We start from the raw sequence: 18,152 nt of genomic DNA, 5'->3' as shown, positions 1-18,152 counted from the left end.
AGGCGGCTGGATCGCAGCCAGTTATTGGCGCAGTGGGTTCGGTTCTGCCTCGAGCCGCTGCGCGCGGAGCCAAACGTCAACGTCTCGGTCAGTCGTCGAATCCGACCTGCTCGTGAATATCGTCGACCTTCAACTCCAGTCGATAGGCCACGGCGATAAACAGCGCCTGGCACAGGCACAGAGTCGCACTCAATGAACGGAACGCAAACGAACTGCCTTCGTTGACGAGCAGAAGAGTGTTGGCGCGCTTGGCCAGGGGAGAGAGATTGCTGTCGGTGATGATCAGGGTTTTCGCCTGTTGATGCTGGGCGATGCGCAGGCAGTGCTGCGTCTCCTTGCCGTACGGCGTGAAGCTGATGGCGATCACCAGGTCATTGGCGCGCACGCTGCGCATTTGCTCGCGGTAGCTGCCGCCGAGTCCCGAGACCAGGTGGATTCGCTTGTTGGTGTGTTGCAGGTTATAGACCAGGTAATCGGCTACCGCGAACGAACGGCGCACGCCGACCACGTAGATGTTGTCGGCATTCACCACCATGTCCACGGCCTTGTCGAAGGCCTGATCATCGAGTTCCAGCCCCAGTCGTTCGATGCCCGAAAGGGTCGCATCGATGCACTCGCGCGCCAGGTCGCCGCCGCTGGCTTTCTGCGATTTGTTGGCGATCATGCTGCGAATGCGCTGCTGGTAGTTCTGCACCGGCGTGGTTTTGTGGGTATACGCCTCACGGAACAACGCCTGCATTTCACTGAAGCCGCTGAAGCCGAAACGCTGGGAAAACCGCACGATGGCCGACGGGTGCACTTCGCACTCGCGGGCGATGTCGCTGATGCGGTCGACCATGATCCGGTCGCTTTGCTGACTCATGTAACTGGCGATGCGTTTGAGCTGGCGCGGCAGGCTGTCGTATTCATTGGTGATCAGCTGCAGCAGACGCTCGGCATTGATCGGGGGGCTGGCGAAATCGCCTTCGGGCGTGCTCTCGGTCGTTGCCGGCTGATCGGTGCGGGACATAGGGAATCCTTCAGGCTTGTTCTTATAGGGACGATTGTTCACCTCGTCCCCTGACAATAGGTTGGCTGCGCGCAGTCTACAGGGTAGGCCCGAACAAAATCATGAGCTTGCGGTCGTGTGATGCTTGCTGAATCGATGCACTGCCTCTGGAACGCTCGTATTAAAGTTTATTGGAAAAAATATTCCATGTAAAAAATATATAGAATAATTATTGATTATTCGGTCCCGTACGTTCTAGTCTGCATCCACCAAGAGTGTTCGGCGCGGCCATCGCCTCGAATACAGGCTGATAAAAATAACAGGAGCCAGCATGGGCCAGACTCGTTTTGCCAGTGGACGTCGGTTGGATCTGATTTGTCTGGGGCGCGTTGGCGTCGACCTCTATGCGCAGCAAGTCGGGGCGCGGTTGGAGGATGTAAGCAGCTTCGCCAAATACCTCGGTGGATCGTCCGCCAACATCGCTTTTGGCACGGCGCGCCTGGGTGTGAAATCGGCGATGCTGAGCCGGGTGGGTGACGATCACATGGGTCGCTTTTTGGTGGAATCGCTGGCTCGCGAAGGTTGCGACGTCAGCGGCATCAAGGTCGATCCGGAGCGCCTGACTGCTATGGTCCTTCTGGGGCTCAAGGATCGCGAAACGTTTCCCTTGGTCTTTTACCGCGAAAACTGCGCCGACATGGCGCTGCGGGCCGAAGACATCCGCGAAGCCTTCATCGCATCCAGCAAAGCCCTGTTGATCACCGGCACCCATTTCTCCACAGACGGCGTGTACAAGGCGAGCATCCAGGCGCTGGATTACGCCGAAAAGCACAACGTCAAACGGGTGCTGGACATCGACTATCGCCCGGTGCTTTGGGGCTTGGCGGGTAAAGCTGACGGCGAAACCCGTTTCGTCGCCGACCAGAACGTCAGTCAGCACGTACAGCAAATCCTCCCGCGTTTTGACCTGATCGTCGGCACTGAAGAAGAGTTTCTGATTGCTGGCGGGTCCGAGGACTTGCTCACGGCATTACGCAATGTCCGGCGGCTGAGCACTGCGACCTTGGTGGTCAAGCTCGGCCCGCAAGGTTGTACGGTGATTCACGGGGTGATCCCGGAACGTCTCGAAGACGGCGCCATTTATCCGGGTGTACGAGTGGAAGTGCTCAATGTATTGGGCGCCGGCGATGCCTTCATGTCGGGCTTTCTTGCCGGTTGGCTGGAGGATGCCAGCGATGAGCGCTGCTGCCAGTTGGCCAATGCCTGTGGTGGTCTGGTGGTCTCCCGCCATGCTTGCGCCCCGGCCATGCCGACCCGCGCCGAACTCGACTATTTGTTCAACAGTCCGGTGCCGATAACCCGGCCTGATCAGGATGAAGTGTTGCAACGTCTGCATCATGTCAGCGTGCCGCGCAGACAGTGGAAGCAGTTGTTTATTTTCGCCTTCGATCATCGTAGGCAACTGGTGGAACTGGCGCACAAGGGCGGGCGCGAGCTGAGCGCTATCGGCGAACTCAAGCAACTGTTTGTCAAGGCCGTGGAGCGAGTCGAAGCCGATTTGCGCAAGCAAGGCATCGAGGCCGATGTCGGGCTGCTGGCTGACCAACGCTTTGGCCAGGACTCGCTCAACGCCGCCACCGGTCGCGGCTGGTGGGTGGCTCGCCCGGTTGAAGTGCAAGGCTCGCGGCCATTGGCTTTCGAACATGGTCGTTCCATCGGCAGCAACCTGATCGCCTGGCCGCAGGAACAAATCATCAAGTGCCTGGTGCAATTCCACCCTGACGACGAGCCGATGCTGCGACTGGAGCAGGAAGCACAGATCAAGGGTTTGTATCAGGCCTCCCAGGTCAGCGGTCATGAACTGCTGCTGGAAATCATCCCGCCCAATGATCACCCGTCAACCCATCCGCATGTGTTGTATCGCGCCCTCAAACGCCTTTACAACCTGGGCATTTACCCGGCGTGGTGGAAGATCGAAGCGCAGAGTGCCGAGCAGTGGCAGCAACTCGACGAGCTGATTCAGGAGCGTGATCCGTACTGCCGAGGCGTGGTGCTGCTGGGCTTGAATGCGCCGGCCGCAGCATTGGCCGAAGGGTTTCAACAGGCCAGCAAGAGCCAGACTTGCCGTGGTTTTGCCGTCGGCCGAACGATTTTCCAGGAGCCGAGCCGCGCGTGGATGGCCGGTGAAATCGACGATGAAACGCTGATCCGTCAAGTGCAGGGCACGTTCGTTGAACTGATCGATGCCTGGCGCACAGCCCGTGCCTGACGCGCAGAACAGGGCCGGTTTGCAGAGATCTCATTCAGACAACAATAAAAGGTGCAGCCATGCCCGCTATTCGAATTGGCATCAACCCGATCTCCTGGAGCAACGACGACCTGCCGTCCCTCGGTGGCGAGACGCCGCTGAGCACCGCGTTGAGCGAAGGCAAGGAAATCGGCTACGAAGGTTTTGAACTCAACGGCAAATTCCCCAAGGACGCCAAGGGTGTCGGCGATGTACTGCGCCCTTACGACCTGGCGCTGGTGTCCGGCTGGTATTCCAGTCGTCTGGCCCGTCGCTCGGTGGCCGAAGAAATCGACGCCATCGGCAGCCATGTCGAGTTGTTGGCGAAGAACGGCGCCAAGGTGCTGGTATACGGCGAAGTCGCTGACTCCATTCAAGGCCAGCATATCCCGTTGGTCGAACGCCCGCAGTTCCACACCGAGCGCGCCTGGCAGGAATACGCCGACAAGCTCACCGAACTGGCACGTTTCACCCTGGCCCAAGGCGTGCGCCTGGCCTATCACCACCACATGGGTGCCTACGTCGAATCCCCGACCGACATCGACAAACTGATGGCGCTGACCGGCAGTGAAGTCGGTCTGCTGTTCGATTCGGGGCATTGCTACATGGGCGGTGGCGAACCCTTGCAGGTGCTGCGCAAACACATCAAACGCATCTGCCACGTGCATTTCAAGGACGTGCGCAAGCCAGTGGTGCAGTTGGCGCGCAACAACCTGTGGAGCTTCCCGGACTGCATCATCAACGGCACGTTCACTGTGCCCGGCGATGGCGATATCGATTTTGGCGCTTTGCTCGACGTACTGCTGGCCGCCGACTACCACGGCTGGCTGGTGGTCGAAGCCGAGCAGGATCCAGCGGTGGCGCCGAGTTATGCCTACGCCAAAAAAGGCTACGACACCCTGCACACTCTGCTCGACGAGAGGATTGCCTGATGAGCCTGCTGGTCAAAAGCAATGTCAGTGGCCGGACCATGGTCGAGCTGGGTAAAGGTGAGCTGGAATACGTCGGCTTCGCCGCTTACCGCTTGAGCCCCGGCGAAACCCTGCCGGTGTCGGCCGCTGATAAGGAATTGTGCCTGGTGCTGCTCAGCGGCCGGGTCAGCATCAAGGGCGAAGCGCCGGGGCAGGGCGCGTTCGACTGGGACAACATCGGCGACCGTCAGTCAGTGTTCGAAGACAAATCCCCCTTCGCCGCGTACTTGCCACCGGGCAGTCAGGCGCAAGTGGTCGCGCTCAGCGACGTGCAAATCGCCGTGTGCGCCGCGCCCGGTTCAGCAAGCAACGACTTCGGCCCAAGGCTGATCAAACCCGACACCATGAAGCGCAGCGTGCGCGGCAAGGACGCCAACACCCGTTACGTCTGCGACATTCTGCCGGACACCGAACCGGCCCATTCGCTGCTGGTGGTGGAAGTGCGTACGCCGTCGGGTCACTCCTCGAGCTACCCGCCGCACAAGCACGACACCGACGATTTGCCGCACCAGAGTTTTCTCGAAGAAACCTATTACCACCAGATCAACCCGCCCCAGGGCTTCGTATTTCAGCGGGTGTACACCGATGATCGCAGCATCGATCAGGCCATGGCCGTGGAAAACAGCGACCTGGTGGTTGTGCCGAAGGGGTACCACCCGGTCAGCGTTCCGTACGGCTATGAGTCGTATTACCTGAACGTGATGGCCGGACCGAAACGTGTCTGGCAGTTCCATAACGATCCGCAGCACAGCTGGCTGCTGGATTTCTGAACCCGACAGCCTGAATTCCAACTTCTGCACGGAGAACACGATCAATGAGCAACGCCCCGATCATCGGCCATTACATCCACGGTCAAGTGCAAGACAGCAGCAGCGAACGGTTCAACAACGTCTTCAACCCGGCCACCGGCAGCGTCCAGGCGCGCGTCGGGCTGGCCAGCCAGAAGACCGTAGACGAAGCCGTCGCCTCGGCCCTGAAAGCCTTTCCGGCCTGGTCCGAACAATCGTCCCTGCGCCGTTCGCGGGTGATGTTCAAGTTCAAGGAATTGCTCGACCAACATCACGATGAGCTGGCAGAAATCATCAGCCGCGAACACGGCAAGGTGTTTTCGGACGCCAAGGGCGAAGTCACCCGGGGCATCGAAATCGTCGAGTACGCCTGCGGTGCGCCGAACCTGCTGAAAACCGATTTCAGCGACAACATCGGTGGTGGCATCGATAACTGGAACCTGCGTCAGCCGCTGGGTGTGTGCGCTGGCGTGACGCCGTTCAACTTCCCGGTGATGGTGCCGCTGTGGATGATCCCGCTGGCGCTGATCACCGGTAACTGCTTCATCCTCAAGCCGTCCGAGCGCGACCCGTCCGCCAGTGTGCTGATGGCCCGTCTGTTGAGCGAAGCCGGGTTGCCGGACGGTGTGTTCAACGTGGTCCAGGGCGACAAGACCGCCGTCGACGCGTTGCTGCAACACCCGGACATCGAGGCGATTTCCTTTGTCGGCTCGACGCCGATTGCCGAGTACATCCACCAGCAAGCCACCTCCCGCGGCAAGCGCGTGCAGGCGCTGGGCGGGGCGAAGAATCACATGATCGTCATGCCGGACGCGGATCTGGATCAAGCGGCGGATGCCTTGATCGGTGCGGCTTACGGCTCGGCCGGCGAGCGCTGCATGGCGATTTCGATTGCCGTGGCGGTGGGCGATGTCGGCGACCAGCTGATTGCCAAACTGCTGCCGCGTATCGATCAGCTCAAGGTCGGCAACGGTCTGAAGGGCGACAGCGACATGGGACCGTTGGTGACGGCCGAGCACAAGGCCAAAGTCGAAGGTTTCATCGACGAAGGCGTAGCCCAGGGCGCACAGCTGATCGTCGACGGTCGCCACTTCAAGGTGCCGGGCGCCGAGAACGGCTTCTTCGTCGGTGCGACGCTGTTTGACAACGTCACGACCGAGATGAGCATCTACCAACAGGAAATTTTCGGACCGGTGCTGGGTATCGTACGGGTGCCGGATTTCGCCAGCGCCGTCGCGTTGATCAACGCCCACGAGTTTGGCAACGGCGTGTCCTGTTTCACCCGCGACGGCGGCATCGCCCGGGCCTTCGCCCGCACGATCAAGGTCGGCATGGTCGGCATCAACGTGCCGATTCCGGTGCCGATGGCCTGGCACTCGTTCGGCGGCTGGAAACGCTCGCTGTTCGGCGATCACCACGCTTATGGCGAAGAGGGCATCCGCTTCTACAGCCGCTACAAAAGTGTGATGCAGCGCTGGCCTGACAGCATCGCCAAGGGCCCTGAATTCAGTATGCCGACGGCCAGTTGATACACCTGTGCGGAGAATAACAACAATGAGCAAACCCCTGCGTTTCGCCCTGAACCGTATGGTCGCCCCACGTTTGTCCCTGCCGGCATTCATCGAGTTGGCGGTGGCCCTCAAGGCCGACGCCATCGAAATTCGCAACGACCTTAAAGGGGTCGAGATCGAGGACGGCACGGCCCCCGAGCGCGTCCGTGAGTTGTGCGCGGCCCAAGGCGTTACCGTGCTGTCGATCAACGCGTTGTATCCGTTTGATGTGTGGAATGACGAGCGCCGCGCACAGGCCTTGAAGCTGGCCGCTTATGCCCGTGATTGCGGCGCGCAAGGGTTGGTCATGTGCCCGCTCAACGACCGTGCCGACCCGCGTAACGAGGCCGTACGTGCTTCAGGTTTGCGCACGGCGTTGACTGAACTGGCGCCGATCCTGCGTGAACACGGCATTGTCGGTTTCATCGAGCCGCTGGGTTTCGAAGAGTGCTCGCTGCGCCGCAAGCGCACAGCGGTGGACGCGATCAAGGCCATCGGCGGGCTGGATGTGTTCCGTCTGGTGCATGACACCTTTCATCACCACTTGGCTGGCGAACATGAATGCTTCCCCGAGCTGACCGGGCTGGTGCACATCTCCGGCGTCGAGGATGCCGAGGCCCCGTTGGCGACCATTCGAGACGGTCATCGGGTGCTGGTGGGCGAGGGCGACATTCTTGGCAACGCGGCGCAAATCGACGCTTTGCTCAGTAGCGGTTACAGCGGCTATCTGTCGTTCGAACCGTTTGCCGACAGCGTCCATGGCCTGGCGGATATCCGGCAGGCGATTGGGGCAAGCATGGATCACCTGCAAAAATCCCTGGCCTGAGGCCAACGCGGATCAAATGAGGGAGCGAGCCTGCTCGCGAAAGCGCTGTGTCAGGCGACATCGATATTGACTGTGCCGCCGCCTTCGCGAGCTGGCTCACTCCCACAGGGTTTCTTCGTTTATTGAAGGATCAGTTATGACCACAACAAGACTGACCATGGCCCAGGCCCTGGTGAAATTCCTCGATAACCAGTACATCGAGGTCGACGGGGTTCAAAGCAAATTCGTCGCCGGGATCTTTACCATTTTCGGTCACGGCAACGTGCTGGGACTGGGCCAGGCCCTGGAGCAGGACAGTGGTGACCTGATCGTCCATCAGGGCCGCAACGAGCAAGGCATGGCCCACGCCGCCATCGGTTTTGCCAAGCAACACCTGCGGCGCAAGATCTACGCTTGTTCGTCATCGGTCGGCCCCGGCGCGGCCAACATGCTGACCGCTGCCGCCACGGCCACGGCTAACCGCATTCCGTTGTTGCTGCTACCCGGCGATGTCTACGCCTGCCGTCAGCCGGACCCGGTGCTGCAACAGATCGAGCAGTTCCACGACCTGAGCATCAGCACCAACGACGCGTTCAAGGCCGTGAGCAAATACTGGGACCGCATCAACCGTCCCGAGCAACTCATGACGGCGGCGATCCACGCCATGCGCGTGCTCACCGACCCCGCCGAAGCCGGCGCGGTGACCCTGGCCTTGCCACAAGATGTGCAGGCCGAGGCCTACGACTATCCTGATTACTTCCTGCAAAAGCGCGTGCACCGCATCGAACGTCGGCCGGCGACTGAAGCGATGCTCGGTGATGCGCTGGCGCTGTTCAAAGGCAAGCACAAGCCGCTGATCATTTGCGGCGGCGGGGTTCGTTACTCCGGTGCCAATGCAGCGTTGCAGGCGTTTGCCGAGCGCTTCGATATTCCTTTCGCCGAAACCCAGGCCGGCAAAAGTGCGGTGGTGTCCAGCCACCCGCTGAACGTTGGCGGGATTGGTGAAACCGGCTGTCTGGCGGCGAATCTGTTGGCCAGGGATGCGGACCTGATCATCGGTGTCGGCACCCGCTACAGCGATTTCACCACCGCGTCGAAATCCCTGTTCCAGCATCCGGAGGTGCAATTTCTCAACCTCAACATCAGCCCCTGCGATGCCTTGAAGCTCGACGGCGTGCAACTCTTGGCGGATGCCAAAGTCGGCTTGCAAGCGTTGGCTGAAGCCTTGGGTGATTACCGTTCTGCGTGGGGCGATCAACCGCGTCAGGCCAAGGTGCAACTGGACGAAGAAGTCGACCGTCTCTATCAGGCCGAATACCAGAGCAAAGACTTCATCCCGGAAATCAACGACCACATGGACCCGGCGGTGCTGCGCGAATTCATCGAACTGACCGGTTCCTGCCTGACCCAGAGCCGCGTCCTCGGCGTGCTCAATGAAACGCTCGCCGATGACGCCGTGATCGTCGCCGCCGCTGGCAGTCTGCCCGGAGACTTGCAGCGCAGCTGGCGCAGCAAGGGGGTGAACACCTATCACGTCGAGTACGGCTATTCCTGCATGGGTTACGAGGTCAACGCCGCACTGGGCGTGAAGCTCGCCGAGCCGGATCGCGAGGTCTATGCGCTGGTCGGCGACGGCTCTTACATGATGCTGCACTCGGAGCTGGCGACCTCGATTCAGGAGCGACGCAAGATCAACGTGGTGTTGCTGGACAACATGACCTTCGGTTGCATCAACAACCTGCAGATGGGCAACGGCATGGACAGCTTCGGCACCGAATTCCGGTTCCGCAACCCTGAAACCGGCAAGCTCGACGGTGGCTTCGTGCCGGTGGATTTCGCCATGAGCGCGGCGGCCTATGGCTGCAAGACCTACAAAGTGAACACGGTCGAAGAACTGCAAGCCGCATTGGCCGATGCGCGCTTGCAGACGGTGTCGACGCTGATCGACATCAAGGTTCTGCCCAAAACCATGATTCACGGCTACCTGTCGTGGTGGCGGGTCGGCGTGGCGCAAGTCTCCACCAGTGCCCGCACCGATGCGGTGGCCAAGACCCTGAATGAACGACTGGCCAAGGCCCGTCAGTACTGATTGCCCTGAACGAACAACAACAAATCTAGGAGTCATTAAATGTCTTTGAAGCTTGGCGTCATCGGCACCGGGGCCATTGGCCAGGACCACATTCGTCGTTGTAGCCAGACCTTGCTCAACAGCCAGGTCGTTGCGGTGACCGACATCAACTTGCAGCAAGCCGCGAAGGTCGTTTCCGACTTGAAGCTGACCGCCGAGGTTTATCCCGACGGCCACGCGCTGATCCAGGCGCCGGAAGTCGAAGCGATCCTCGTTACCTCCTGGGGCCCGAGCCACGAAGCGTTCGTGCTGGCGGCGATTGCGGCGGGTAAGCCGGTGTTCTGCGAGAAGCCGCTGGCGGTCACCGCTGAAGGCTGCCGCAAAATCGTCGAGGCCGAAGTGGCCTATGGCAAACGCTTGGTGCAAGTCGGGTTCATGCGTCCGTATGACGAAGGCTATCGGGCACTCAAATCAGTGATCGACAGCGGTCAGATTGGTGAGCCATTGATGTTGCACTGCGCGCACCGCAACCCGACCGTGGGGGAAAACTACAAGACCGACATGGCGATCACCGACACGCTGATCCATGAACTGGACGTGTTGCGCTGGTTGCTCGATGACGACTACGTGTCGGTGCAAGTGGTGTTCCCGCGCAAGAGCAGCAAGGCCCTCGCGCATTTGAAAGACCCGCAGATCGTGCTGCTGGAAACCGCCAAGGGCACGCGCATCGACGTGGAAGTGTTCGTTAATTGCCAATACGGCTACGACATCCAGTGCGAAGTGGTGGGGGAGACCGGCATCGCCAAACTGCCGGAGCCGTCGCAGGTTCAGTTGCGCAGCGGGGCGAAGTTGTCCAACGCGATTTTGATGGACTGGAAGGATCGGTTCATTGCCGCATACGACGTTGAGTTGCAGGCGTTCATCGACGGTGTGCGGGCCGGGCAGGTCGGTGGCCCGTCAGCGTGGGATGGCTTCGCCGCTGCCGTCGCAGCAGACGCGTGCATCGAAGCACAGAACAGCGGGGCCATCGTCAAAGTTGCCCTCCCTGACCGCCCACACTTCTACGGCTAACCCTCGGTAATGATCGTTCCCACGCAGAGCGTGGGAACGATTATCAGGAGAACAATATGCGTATCGGACTTGTCGGTTACGGCCATGGCGGCCGGTTTTTCCATGCTCCGCTGATCAGCAGTTTGCCGGCGGCGACGTTCGTGGGTGTGGTCACCCGTTCACCGGAACGCCGACAATTGCTGGCGGCCGAGCACCCAGGGGTGCTGGCGTTCGACAGCATCGGCCAACTGGTGGAGGCCGGGATCGATGTGCTGGTGGTGTCCACGCCGCTCAAGGGGCGTCCGGCACTGGTGCTCGATGGCATCGAACACGGGGTGGCGGTGGTCAGCGACAAACCGTTCGCCGCCGATGCGCAGCAAGCTCAAACCCTGATCACCATGGCCGAGCGCCAGGGTGTGCAGCTCAGCGTCTACCAGAACCGTCGCTGGGATTCGGACTTCCTGACCGTGCGCAAACTCATCGAATCCGGTGCATTGGGCCAGGTCACCCGTTTCGAATCGCGGATCGAGCGTTACTCGCCGCAGGCGGTGAACAACGGCAGTGGCGGTGGTTTCCTGCGTGATCTGGGCAGCCATCTGGTGGATCAGGCGTTGCTGTTGTTCGGCCCGGTGACACGGGTCTACGCCGAGCTGGATTACCTGGAAAAAGGCCAGGCCTTCGATAACGGCTTCTTTATGTCCCTGACCCATGCCAGTGGCGTGACCTCACACCTGGGCGGTAGCTGCCTGCAAAACACCCCCGGCCCGCGTTTTCGGGTGACCGGCAGCCAAGGCTGTTACAGCGTCGATGGCCTGGACGGGCAAGAAGCATCGGCGCTCGCCGGGCTCTCGCCGAAATCCGAAGGTGAACGCTGGGGCGTTGAAGAGCATCGCCGCTGGGGCTGGTTTGAACAGGACGAACGGCGCGAACGGGTTCCGTCCGAGCGTGGTTGCTGGAATCAGTTCTATTTACAGCTACAAACCGCGTTGCAGAGCGGTGGCCCACTGCCTGTGGATGCCCGTGATGCACTGGCGACCACCCGCGTGCTAGACGCTGCGCGACTGAGCGCCGAGCGGCATCAAGTGGTGGAATTGAGCCCGTTCAAGAGCCACGGAATAAAATCAGAATAAAATTCTAAAATGAGTTGATATAGAAATTATATTCTAATAGAGTCATTTCCAGCGACCTGCCTCGCCACCTGCTTCAACCCTTTTCCCGCTTGCCTGCTTACTGAAATCGTCACGCCTCATCCATAAAACCAACAAGAATGTGGAGAAAGACTTTTCATGAAGACCAAGATCCGTTTCGCCTCACTTGCCTTGTCCCTGATGTTCGCCACTGGCGCGGCGCTCGCCGATATGAAAATCGGCGTCAGCATGTCCCAATTCGATGACACCTGGCTGACCTACCTGCGCGAATCCATGGACAAAAAAGCCAAGTCCTATCCCGAGGGCGTGCAGCTGCAATTCGAAGACGCCCGCAGCGACGTGGTGAAGCAACTGAGTCAGGTAGAAAGTTTCATCAGCCAGAAGGTTGATGCCATCGTGGTCAACCCGGTGGATACCGCCGCCACCAAGAAAATCACCGAAGCCGCCGTCAAGGCCGGCATCCCGCTGGTCTATGTCAACCGCCGCCCCGATGATCTGAAGCTGCCCAAAGGCGTCGTGACTGTCGCCTCCAACGACCTGGAGGCCGGTGAAATGCAGATGCAGTACCTGGCTGACAAGATGGGCGGCAAGGGTGACATCGTGATTCTGCTGGGCGACCTCGCAAATAACTCCACCACCAACCGCACCAAGGGCGTCAAAGACGTACTGGCCAAATACCCGAACATCAAGATCGAACAAGAGCAGACCGGCATCTGGTTGGGAGACAAGGGCATGACCCTGGTGAACGACTGGCTGACCCAGGGTCGCAAGTTTGACGCGGTCATCGCCAACAACGATGAAATGGCCATTGGTGCTGCGATGGCCCTGCAACAGGCCGGCGTCGAGAAAGGCAGTGTGCTGATCGCCGGTGTCGACGGAACGCCGGACGGTCTGAACGCGATCAAGAAAGGCAACATGGCCGTCTCGGTGTTCCAGGACGCCAAGGGTCAGGCCGACGGTTCGATCGACACCGCCGTGAAAATGGCCAAAAACGAGCCGGTTGAACAGGCCGTGTGGGTGCCATACCGCTTGATCACCCCGCAAAACGTCGACACGTTCAAATAGCTCGTCCGCTCAATAACAACAATAAATACGCAAGGTTGCGACCGCGACCTTGCTGATGGAGTACCTGATCATGTTCGCTTCAGCGACTGCTTCGAGCACCCCGTTGGTGGGTATCCAGCCAGCTGCAACACCTGTCGATGAGCCGTACCTGCTGGAGATCATCAACGTCAGCAAGGGGTTTCCCGGTGTGGTGGCCTTGTCCGATGTGCAGCTTCGGGTACGCCCCGGTTCTGTCTTGGCCCTGATGGGCGAAAACGGCGCGGGCAAATCCACCCTGATGAAAATCATTGCCGGCATCTATCAGCCGGACGCTGGTGAACTGCGCCTGAGAGGCAAACCGGTGGTCTTCGAAACGCCACTGGCTGCGCTCCAGGCCGGGATCGCGATGATCCACCAGGAACTCAACTTGATGCCGCACATGAGCATCGCCGAGAACATCTGGATCGGCCGTGAGCAACTCAACGGTTTCCACATGATCGACCACCGTGAAATGCACCGCTGCACGGCGAAACTGCTGGAACGCCTGCGGATCAACCTCGATCCGGAAGAGTTGGTCGGCAACTTGAGCATCGCCGAGCGGCAGATGGTCGAAATCGCCAAAGCGGTGTCCTACGACTCCGACGTCCTGATCATGGACGAACCGACTTCGGCCATCACCGACAAGGAAGTCGCCCACCTCTTTTCGATCATTGCCGACCTCAAAAGCCAAGGCAAAGGCATCATCTACATCACCCACAAAATGAACGAAGTGTTCAGCATCGCCGATGAAGTGGCGGTGTTCCGTGACGGTGCCTACATCGGCCTGCAACGGGCCGACAGCATGGACGGCGACAGCCTGATTTCGATGATGGTCGGCCGCGAGCTGAGCCAGTTGTTTCCGGTGCGTGAAAAGCCGATTGGCGATCTGCTGCTGTCGGTTCGCGATCTGAAACTGGACGGCATTTTCAAGGATGTGTCCTTCGATCTGCATGCCGGCGAGATCCTCGGCATCGCCGGGTTGATGGGCTCAGGGCGAACCAACGTGGCCGAAGCGATTTTCGGCATCACCCCGAGCGACGGTGGCGAGATTCGTCTCGACGGCGAAGTGGTGCGCATCAGCGATCCACACATGGCGATCGAGAAGGGCTTCGCGTTACTGACCGAAGATCGCAAGCTCAGCGGCCTGTTCCCGTGCCTGTCGGTGCTGGAAAACATGGAAATGGCGGTGTTGCCGCACTACGTCGGCCACGGCTTCATCCAGCAAAAAGCCTTGCGGGTTTTATGCGAAGACATGTGCAAGAAGCTGCGGGTCAAAACCCCGTCGCTGGAGCAGTGCATCGATACCTTGTCCGGTGGTAATCAGCAGAAAGCCTTGTTGGCGCGCTGGCTGATGACCAACCCACGAATCCTGATTCTCGACGAGCCGACCCGCGGTATCGATGTCGGCGCCAAGGCCGAGATTTACCGCCTTATTTCCTACCTTGCGAGCGAAGGCATGGCGGTCATCATGATTTCCTCAGAGCTGCCCGAGGTACTCGGCATGAGTGACCGGGTGATGGTCATGCACGAGGGTGACCTGATGGGAACGCTCGACCGCAGCGAAGCGACTCAGGAACGAGTTATGCAACTGGCCTCGGGTATGTCCGCGGTTCATTAATGGATGCCGGTGGAGGCTTCGGCCGCCGCCGATGATGCGATAAAGGGGTGAGTGGTTATGAACGCGATACTGGAAAACAAACCGGCAACCGCACCGGTCAAAAGTCGCCGGCGCTTTCCGACTGAGCTGAGCATCTTCCTTGTGCTGATTGGCATCGGCCTGGTGTTCGAGATTTTCGGCTGGATCGTGCGCGACCAGAGCTTCCTCATGAACTCCCAGCGGCTGGTATTGATGATCCTGCAAGTGTCGATCATCGGTCTGCTGGCGATTGGCGTGACCCAGGTCATCATCACCACCGGCATCGACCTGTCGTCTGGTTCGGTGCTGGCTTTGTCAGCGATGATCGCGGCCAGCCTGGCGCAGACCTCTGATTTTACTCGGGCGGTATTCCCGTCGCTGACTGACTTGCCGGTGTGGATCCCCGTGATTGTCGGGCTCGGTGTCGGACTGCTGGCGGGGGCCATCAACGGCAGCATCATTGCCATCACCGGGATTCCACCGTTCATTGCCACCTTGGGCATGATGGTCTCTGCCCGTGGCCTGGCGCGCTATTACACCGAAGGCCAGCCGGTGAGCATGCTATCGGATTCCTACACGGCCATTGGTCACGGCGCGATGCCAGTGATCATTTTTCTGGTAGTGGCGGTGATCTTCCACATCGCACTGCGCTACACCAAGTACGGTAAATACACCTATGCCATCGGCGGCAACATGCAGGCGGCGCGGACGTCCGGTATTAACGTCAAACGCCATCTGGTCATCGTCTACAGCATCGCCGGGTTGCTGGCAGGACTGGCGGGCGTGGTGGCGTCGGCCCGTGCAGCCACTGGGCAGGCCGGGATGGGCATGTCCTATGAGCTGGACGCGATTGCCGCAGCGGTCATCGGCGGGACCAGCCTGGCGGGCGGGGTTGGACGCATCACCGGCACGGTCATCGGCGCACTGATTCTTGGCGTGATGGCCAGCGGGTTTACGTTCGTCGGCGTCGATGCTTACATCCAGGACATCATCAAGGGCTTGATCATCGTGGTCGCAGTGGTCATCGACCAATACCGCAACAAGCGCAAACTCAAGCGCTGAAATGGACTGCGAACAGCGGGAGCCTGTTCTGGCTCTCGCTTCCCAACACCCTGATCGTTGATCGATTGGGGGGTTATTGTCGCTCCGAGCGAATGGGTATCGCTCCTTGCTCTTCCGTTACTCCCTCAGGCATCGCCATTGCCGTAGCGAAATTTAACGCCGTCATGTACATCAACCCTCTGCCAGGCTCGGTCAGCCTGGCGTTTACACAAATGAAGTCGAACACCTCTTCAGCCTGGGCTACTTCCACCACCACATTGACTACCCGGGTGAGCACCGCCTCTGGCACTTCGTCGCGGGGTGCTTTGGCGGCCTGCAGTATGGCCACGCCTCGGCAATTGACGCTGTCCGCGCGGGTAATGCCATGTGTCTCTCGCAATAACTGCAGCAGCGTGCGCTCGGTGCCATCGTCGGGCAACACGCAGGTAATGAGTTTTGCAGCCCCACCCGGTACACCTGCGACCGCCAGACTCACGAGGCATTCTCCTGTTTCAGCATCTCGCGGGGGATGTACGTCGCCACTTTTTCCACGGGGGTCGCATAGATCATTCCAGCTCCGGGAACGTTCAAATTGGCCGCGTGATAGATCGCCTCGAGTACCGCATCCTGGTAGTCGGCAGCGACCAGCAGGCTCACCACTTCCTTCTCCGCATCGATTGCGATGCTGAGCAGGCCGAGTCGCTCACGGGGGCCGATCCCGTTGGCGTGGTAGACGATGGCACCTGGCGCGCCCATGCCCTGGGCCGCACGGATCACCAGATCTGCGCGCCCGACGGGGACGATGCAGGTGATCAGTGCAACGTCAGTGAGGTAGGTAATTCCTTCAGCTCTCATCCTGCTTCTCCCGTGCCCATTAATTGCTTCGCAGGTTGTTCCGCGGCGGCCTTTGTCTGCCTCCACAATTGGAAACGCGCCCACTGTCCGAGGAGCATGACGCTGATGACCGGGCCGACGGAGGCCATGCAAAGTATGCCGAAACCCTCGACGGCGTTGGTGGCATTGCCCAGTCCCAGGCCCATGGCCAGAACGAGCGGAACGGTGATTGGCCCCGTGGTGACACCCGCGCTATCCCAGGCCACGTTGACGAATTCTTCGGTCGAAAAAAACGTCAGTACCACCGCGAACAGGTAGGGCGGCACCACCAGCCAGACCAGTGGCAGGCCGAACACCAACTTGGCCACACCCACGGCAATGCCGCAGGCGACACCTATCGATACAGCACGGATAAGGCCGCGCTTGCGGATAAAACCGTTGGTCAGTGTCTCGGCGGTGACGCCGAGCGCATTCAGCGCGGGTTCGGCGACGGTCGCCCCATACCCGAGCACCCAGGCGAAAACCAGGGCCAGTACCAACCCCACCTCATACCGGTAGAGCGGGGAGTCGTCCGAACCCGGCGTCTGCATGAAGGCCGCTGGAATCAGCGAGCCGGCACTGCCTCCCAGCTTGGACAGGCCATAGGTCAGACCGAGATTAAACAGGCACATGCCCACCACAGTCAGGGCGATGCCGAGGAAAATCTCGCCGCGCCGTGGCAGGCTTTGGCGTAGCAGCAGTTTCAGGACGATCAGCAGGAATATCACCAGCGGCACGATGGCCCGCAGCCCGGAAACGATCTCCAGTCCGGGGCTGACGGTGTGCCAGTCAGCCGCCAGTTGTCCGGCGCTGGCCGCCGCCTGCGCCGCGGCGATGATGTCTGCCGGCGAAGAGATGGCTGCGACGTACAGGCCCAGCAGCATGACGCCGATCACGGGAAACAATGAGGCGAGGGTGACAATACCGAATCCGGACAGCCCGGAACCACCCTTGCCGGCAGCCGCTGCAATGCCGATGCCCAACGCCAGCACCAGCGGGACAGTGACCGGTCCGGTGGTGACTGCGCCGGCATCCCAGGCCAGGCCGATAATCTTTGCCAGCTCAGGATCACTGCTCATGTACACCGTCAGCAGCAGAACGGGCGCCAGTGATAAATAGATCAGCGGCTTCAGGCTCCAGCCGTAGAGGAAGCGCAGCGTGCCGATGACAGCGGCCAGGCCGACGCTGGCCCCCACCACCAGAACCAGTGCGCTGGTCCACTGATTGAGGATCGCCCAGAGGTAGGGCGCGCGCTCTGCCGAAACGTTCTGCCCGGCGGCGCGCAGCGCACCGATAGCGGGCTCGGCGAACGTCACCCCGATGCCCAGCAGCAAGGTCACCAGCAACACCACCGGCAGGGATAACTTGCGCGGAAGGTTGCTGCCGATGATTTCGCCGAAAGGCATCAGGCCAAGTTTCAGGCCTTCCATGAACAGCATCAGTCCGACGATGACGGCGAACAGGCCTGCCGTGACAAGCACCGAGTCTTCAACCAACTGGCGCAGGATGATGATCTGAAACAGCACCAGGTACAGGGCCAGCGGCACCACGGCGCTAAGCTGCTCCATAAAACGGACGTTGAGATAAGGCTTGAGGATGGCGGCGATCTCGCCACCACGTAATTTCACTGCTTTGTGAGGGGCGGCCTGCCAGTGGCCATCGGCATCGCGGACCGGTGCGCAGACCAGTTCACGCATGGGTATTTCGCGGCGACCTGCTCCGATCTTATGCAAGTATTCGGCGTAGCGAATGGTGTCTTTCATAGAGTCATCTGTTGAGGTTGATCTACGGATGTTCGACCCTCAGGCGGTCTCGTCTTTGTCGCGGTGTTCCCATACCTCCGTTGAGTCATCAGCGTAGCAGG

15 protein-coding genes are annotated in these 18,152 nt (G+C 60.1%); 11 read left to right on the top strand and 4 right to left on the bottom strand.

Annotated elements, in window-relative coordinates:
- Window positions 1-88 precede the first annotated feature (88 nt).
- Window positions 89-1,009, bottom strand: a complete 921-nt coding sequence (locus J2X66_RS01650) for a MurR/RpiR family transcriptional regulator (RefSeq protein WP_310260074.1) — start codon at window positions 1,007-1,009, stop codon at window positions 89-91.
- A gap of 310 nt (window positions 1,010-1,319) precedes the next feature.
- On the opposite strand from J2X66_RS01650, the gene iolC reads away from it, so the two are divergent.
- From iolC to J2X66_RS01595, 11 genes are all read left to right on the top strand, one after another.
- Window positions 1,320-3,257, top strand: a complete 1,938-nt coding sequence (gene iolC / locus J2X66_RS01645) for a 5-dehydro-2-deoxygluconokinase (RefSeq protein ID WP_310260071.1) — start codon at window positions 1,320-1,322, stop codon at window positions 3,255-3,257.
- 59 nt (window positions 3,258-3,316) lie between these two features.
- Entirely contained in the window at window positions 3,317-4,207 is an 891-nt protein-coding gene (gene iolE / locus J2X66_RS01640; protein WP_310260068.1) for a myo-inosose-2 dehydratase, read from the top strand.
- Window positions 4,207-5,016, top strand: a complete 810-nt coding sequence (iolB, locus tag J2X66_RS01635; RefSeq protein ID WP_310260063.1) for a 5-deoxy-glucuronate isomerase — start codon at window positions 4,207-4,209, stop codon at window positions 5,014-5,016. The genes iolE and iolB overlap by 1 nt, the downstream gene beginning before the upstream one ends.
- A 44-nt stretch (window positions 5,017-5,060) precedes the next feature.
- Window positions 5,061-6,563 carry a CoA-acylating methylmalonate-semialdehyde dehydrogenase gene (locus J2X66_RS01630; protein ID WP_310260060.1) on the top strand — a complete coding sequence of 501 codons (1,503 nt, stop codon included), beginning with the start codon at window positions 5,061-5,063 and terminating at the stop codon, window positions 6,561-6,563.
- A gap of 25 nt (window positions 6,564-6,588) precedes the next feature.
- Window positions 6,589-7,410, top strand: a complete 822-nt coding sequence (locus J2X66_RS01625; protein WP_310260057.1) for a TIM barrel protein — start codon at window positions 6,589-6,591, stop codon at window positions 7,408-7,410.
- 136 nt (window positions 7,411-7,546) lie between these two features.
- The gene (gene iolD, locus J2X66_RS01620) at window positions 7,547-9,478 is read left to right on the top strand and encodes a 3D-(3,5/4)-trihydroxycyclohexane-1,2-dione acylhydrolase (decyclizing) (protein WP_310260054.1); all 1,932 of its coding nucleotides are present in this window, start codon (window positions 7,547-7,549) and stop codon (window positions 9,476-9,478) included.
- A 39-nt stretch (window positions 9,479-9,517) separates the two neighbouring features.
- Window positions 9,518-10,528 (top strand): Gfo/Idh/MocA family oxidoreductase, encoded by a 1,011-nt coding sequence (locus J2X66_RS01615; RefSeq protein WP_310260051.1) that lies wholly within the window; start codon window positions 9,518-9,520, stop codon window positions 10,526-10,528.
- 56 nt (window positions 10,529-10,584) lie between these two features.
- The gene (locus J2X66_RS01610; protein ID WP_310260048.1) at window positions 10,585-11,637 is read left to right on the top strand and encodes a Gfo/Idh/MocA family oxidoreductase; all 1,053 of its coding nucleotides are present in this window, start codon (window positions 10,585-10,587) and stop codon (window positions 11,635-11,637) included.
- Window positions 11,638-11,793: 156 nt separating this feature from the next.
- A complete protein-coding gene (locus J2X66_RS01605; RefSeq protein WP_310260045.1) occupies window positions 11,794-12,720 on the top strand; it encodes a sugar ABC transporter substrate-binding protein in 927 nt (308 codons plus the stop codon).
- A gap of 70 nt (window positions 12,721-12,790) precedes the next feature.
- Entirely contained in the window at window positions 12,791-14,356 is a 1,566-nt protein-coding gene (locus J2X66_RS01600) for a sugar ABC transporter ATP-binding protein (RefSeq protein ID WP_310260043.1), read from the top strand.
- Window positions 14,357-14,413: 57 nt separating this feature from the next.
- Complete coding sequence (locus J2X66_RS01595; RefSeq protein WP_310260040.1) at window positions 14,414-15,436, top strand: ABC transporter permease; 1,023 nt, start codon at window positions 14,414-14,416, stop codon at window positions 15,434-15,436.
- Between the two features lie 73 nt (window positions 15,437-15,509).
- On the opposite strand, the gene J2X66_RS01590 is transcribed toward J2X66_RS01595, so the two are convergent.
- Genes J2X66_RS01590 through J2X66_RS01580 form a run of 3 tightly spaced genes read right to left on the bottom strand, consistent with a single transcriptional unit; the run spans window position 15,510 to window position 18,051 of the window.
- Window positions 15,510-15,911, bottom strand: a complete 402-nt coding sequence (locus J2X66_RS01590) for a hypothetical protein (RefSeq protein WP_310260037.1) — start codon at window positions 15,909-15,911, stop codon at window positions 15,510-15,512.
- Window positions 15,908-16,270 (bottom strand): P-II family nitrogen regulator, encoded by a 363-nt coding sequence (locus J2X66_RS01585; RefSeq protein ID WP_310260035.1) that lies wholly within the window; start codon window positions 16,268-16,270, stop codon window positions 15,908-15,910. The genes J2X66_RS01590 and J2X66_RS01585 overlap by 4 nt, the downstream gene beginning before the upstream one ends.
- Window positions 16,267-18,051 carry a DUF1538 domain-containing protein gene (locus tag J2X66_RS01580; RefSeq protein ID WP_310260032.1) on the bottom strand — a complete coding sequence of 595 codons (1,785 nt, stop codon included), beginning with the start codon at window positions 18,049-18,051 and terminating at the stop codon, window positions 16,267-16,269. The genes J2X66_RS01585 and J2X66_RS01580 overlap by 4 nt, the downstream gene beginning before the upstream one ends.
- Window positions 18,052-18,152 lie beyond the last annotated feature (101 nt).

The sequence above is a fragment of the Pseudomonas sp. 3296 genome (genome assembly GCF_031456615.1).
Taxonomy (GTDB): Bacteria; Pseudomonadota; Gammaproteobacteria; order Pseudomonadales; family Pseudomonadaceae; genus Aquipseudomonas; species Aquipseudomonas mucoides.
The sequence above is the reverse complement of the archived record's forward strand: the minus strand, read 5'-3'. Positions and strand labels throughout refer to the sequence as shown.

Coding starts and splice junctions, on each gene's coding strand:
- J2X66_RS01650 (WP_310260074.1), bottom strand. CDS start 1,009: ATGTCCCGCACCGATCAGCCGGCAACGACCGAGAGCACGCCCGAAGGC.
- iolC (WP_310260071.1), top strand. CDS start 1,320: ATGGGCCAGACTCGTTTTGCCAGTGGACGTCGGTTGGATCTGATTTGT.
- iolE (WP_310260068.1), top strand. CDS start 3,317: ATGCCCGCTATTCGAATTGGCATCAACCCGATCTCCTGGAGCAACGAC.
- iolB (WP_310260063.1), top strand. CDS start 4,207: ATGAGCCTGCTGGTCAAAAGCAATGTCAGTGGCCGGACCATGGTCGAG.
- J2X66_RS01630 (WP_310260060.1), top strand. CDS start 5,061: ATGAGCAACGCCCCGATCATCGGCCATTACATCCACGGTCAAGTGCAA.
- J2X66_RS01625 (WP_310260057.1), top strand. CDS start 6,589: ATGAGCAAACCCCTGCGTTTCGCCCTGAACCGTATGGTCGCCCCACGT.
- iolD (WP_310260054.1), top strand. CDS start 7,547: ATGACCACAACAAGACTGACCATGGCCCAGGCCCTGGTGAAATTCCTC.
- J2X66_RS01615 (WP_310260051.1), top strand. CDS start 9,518: ATGTCTTTGAAGCTTGGCGTCATCGGCACCGGGGCCATTGGCCAGGAC.
- J2X66_RS01610 (WP_310260048.1), top strand. CDS start 10,585: ATGCGTATCGGACTTGTCGGTTACGGCCATGGCGGCCGGTTTTTCCAT.
- J2X66_RS01605 (WP_310260045.1), top strand. CDS start 11,794: ATGAAGACCAAGATCCGTTTCGCCTCACTTGCCTTGTCCCTGATGTTC.
- J2X66_RS01600 (WP_310260043.1), top strand. CDS start 12,791: ATGTTCGCTTCAGCGACTGCTTCGAGCACCCCGTTGGTGGGTATCCAG.
- J2X66_RS01595 (WP_310260040.1), top strand. CDS start 14,414: ATGAACGCGATACTGGAAAACAAACCGGCAACCGCACCGGTCAAAAGT.
- J2X66_RS01585 (WP_310260035.1), bottom strand. CDS start 16,270: ATGAGAGCTGAAGGAATTACCTACCTCACTGACGTTGCACTGATCACC.
- J2X66_RS01580 (WP_310260032.1), bottom strand. CDS start 18,051: ATGAAAGACACCATTCGCTACGCCGAATACTTGCATAAGATCGGAGCA.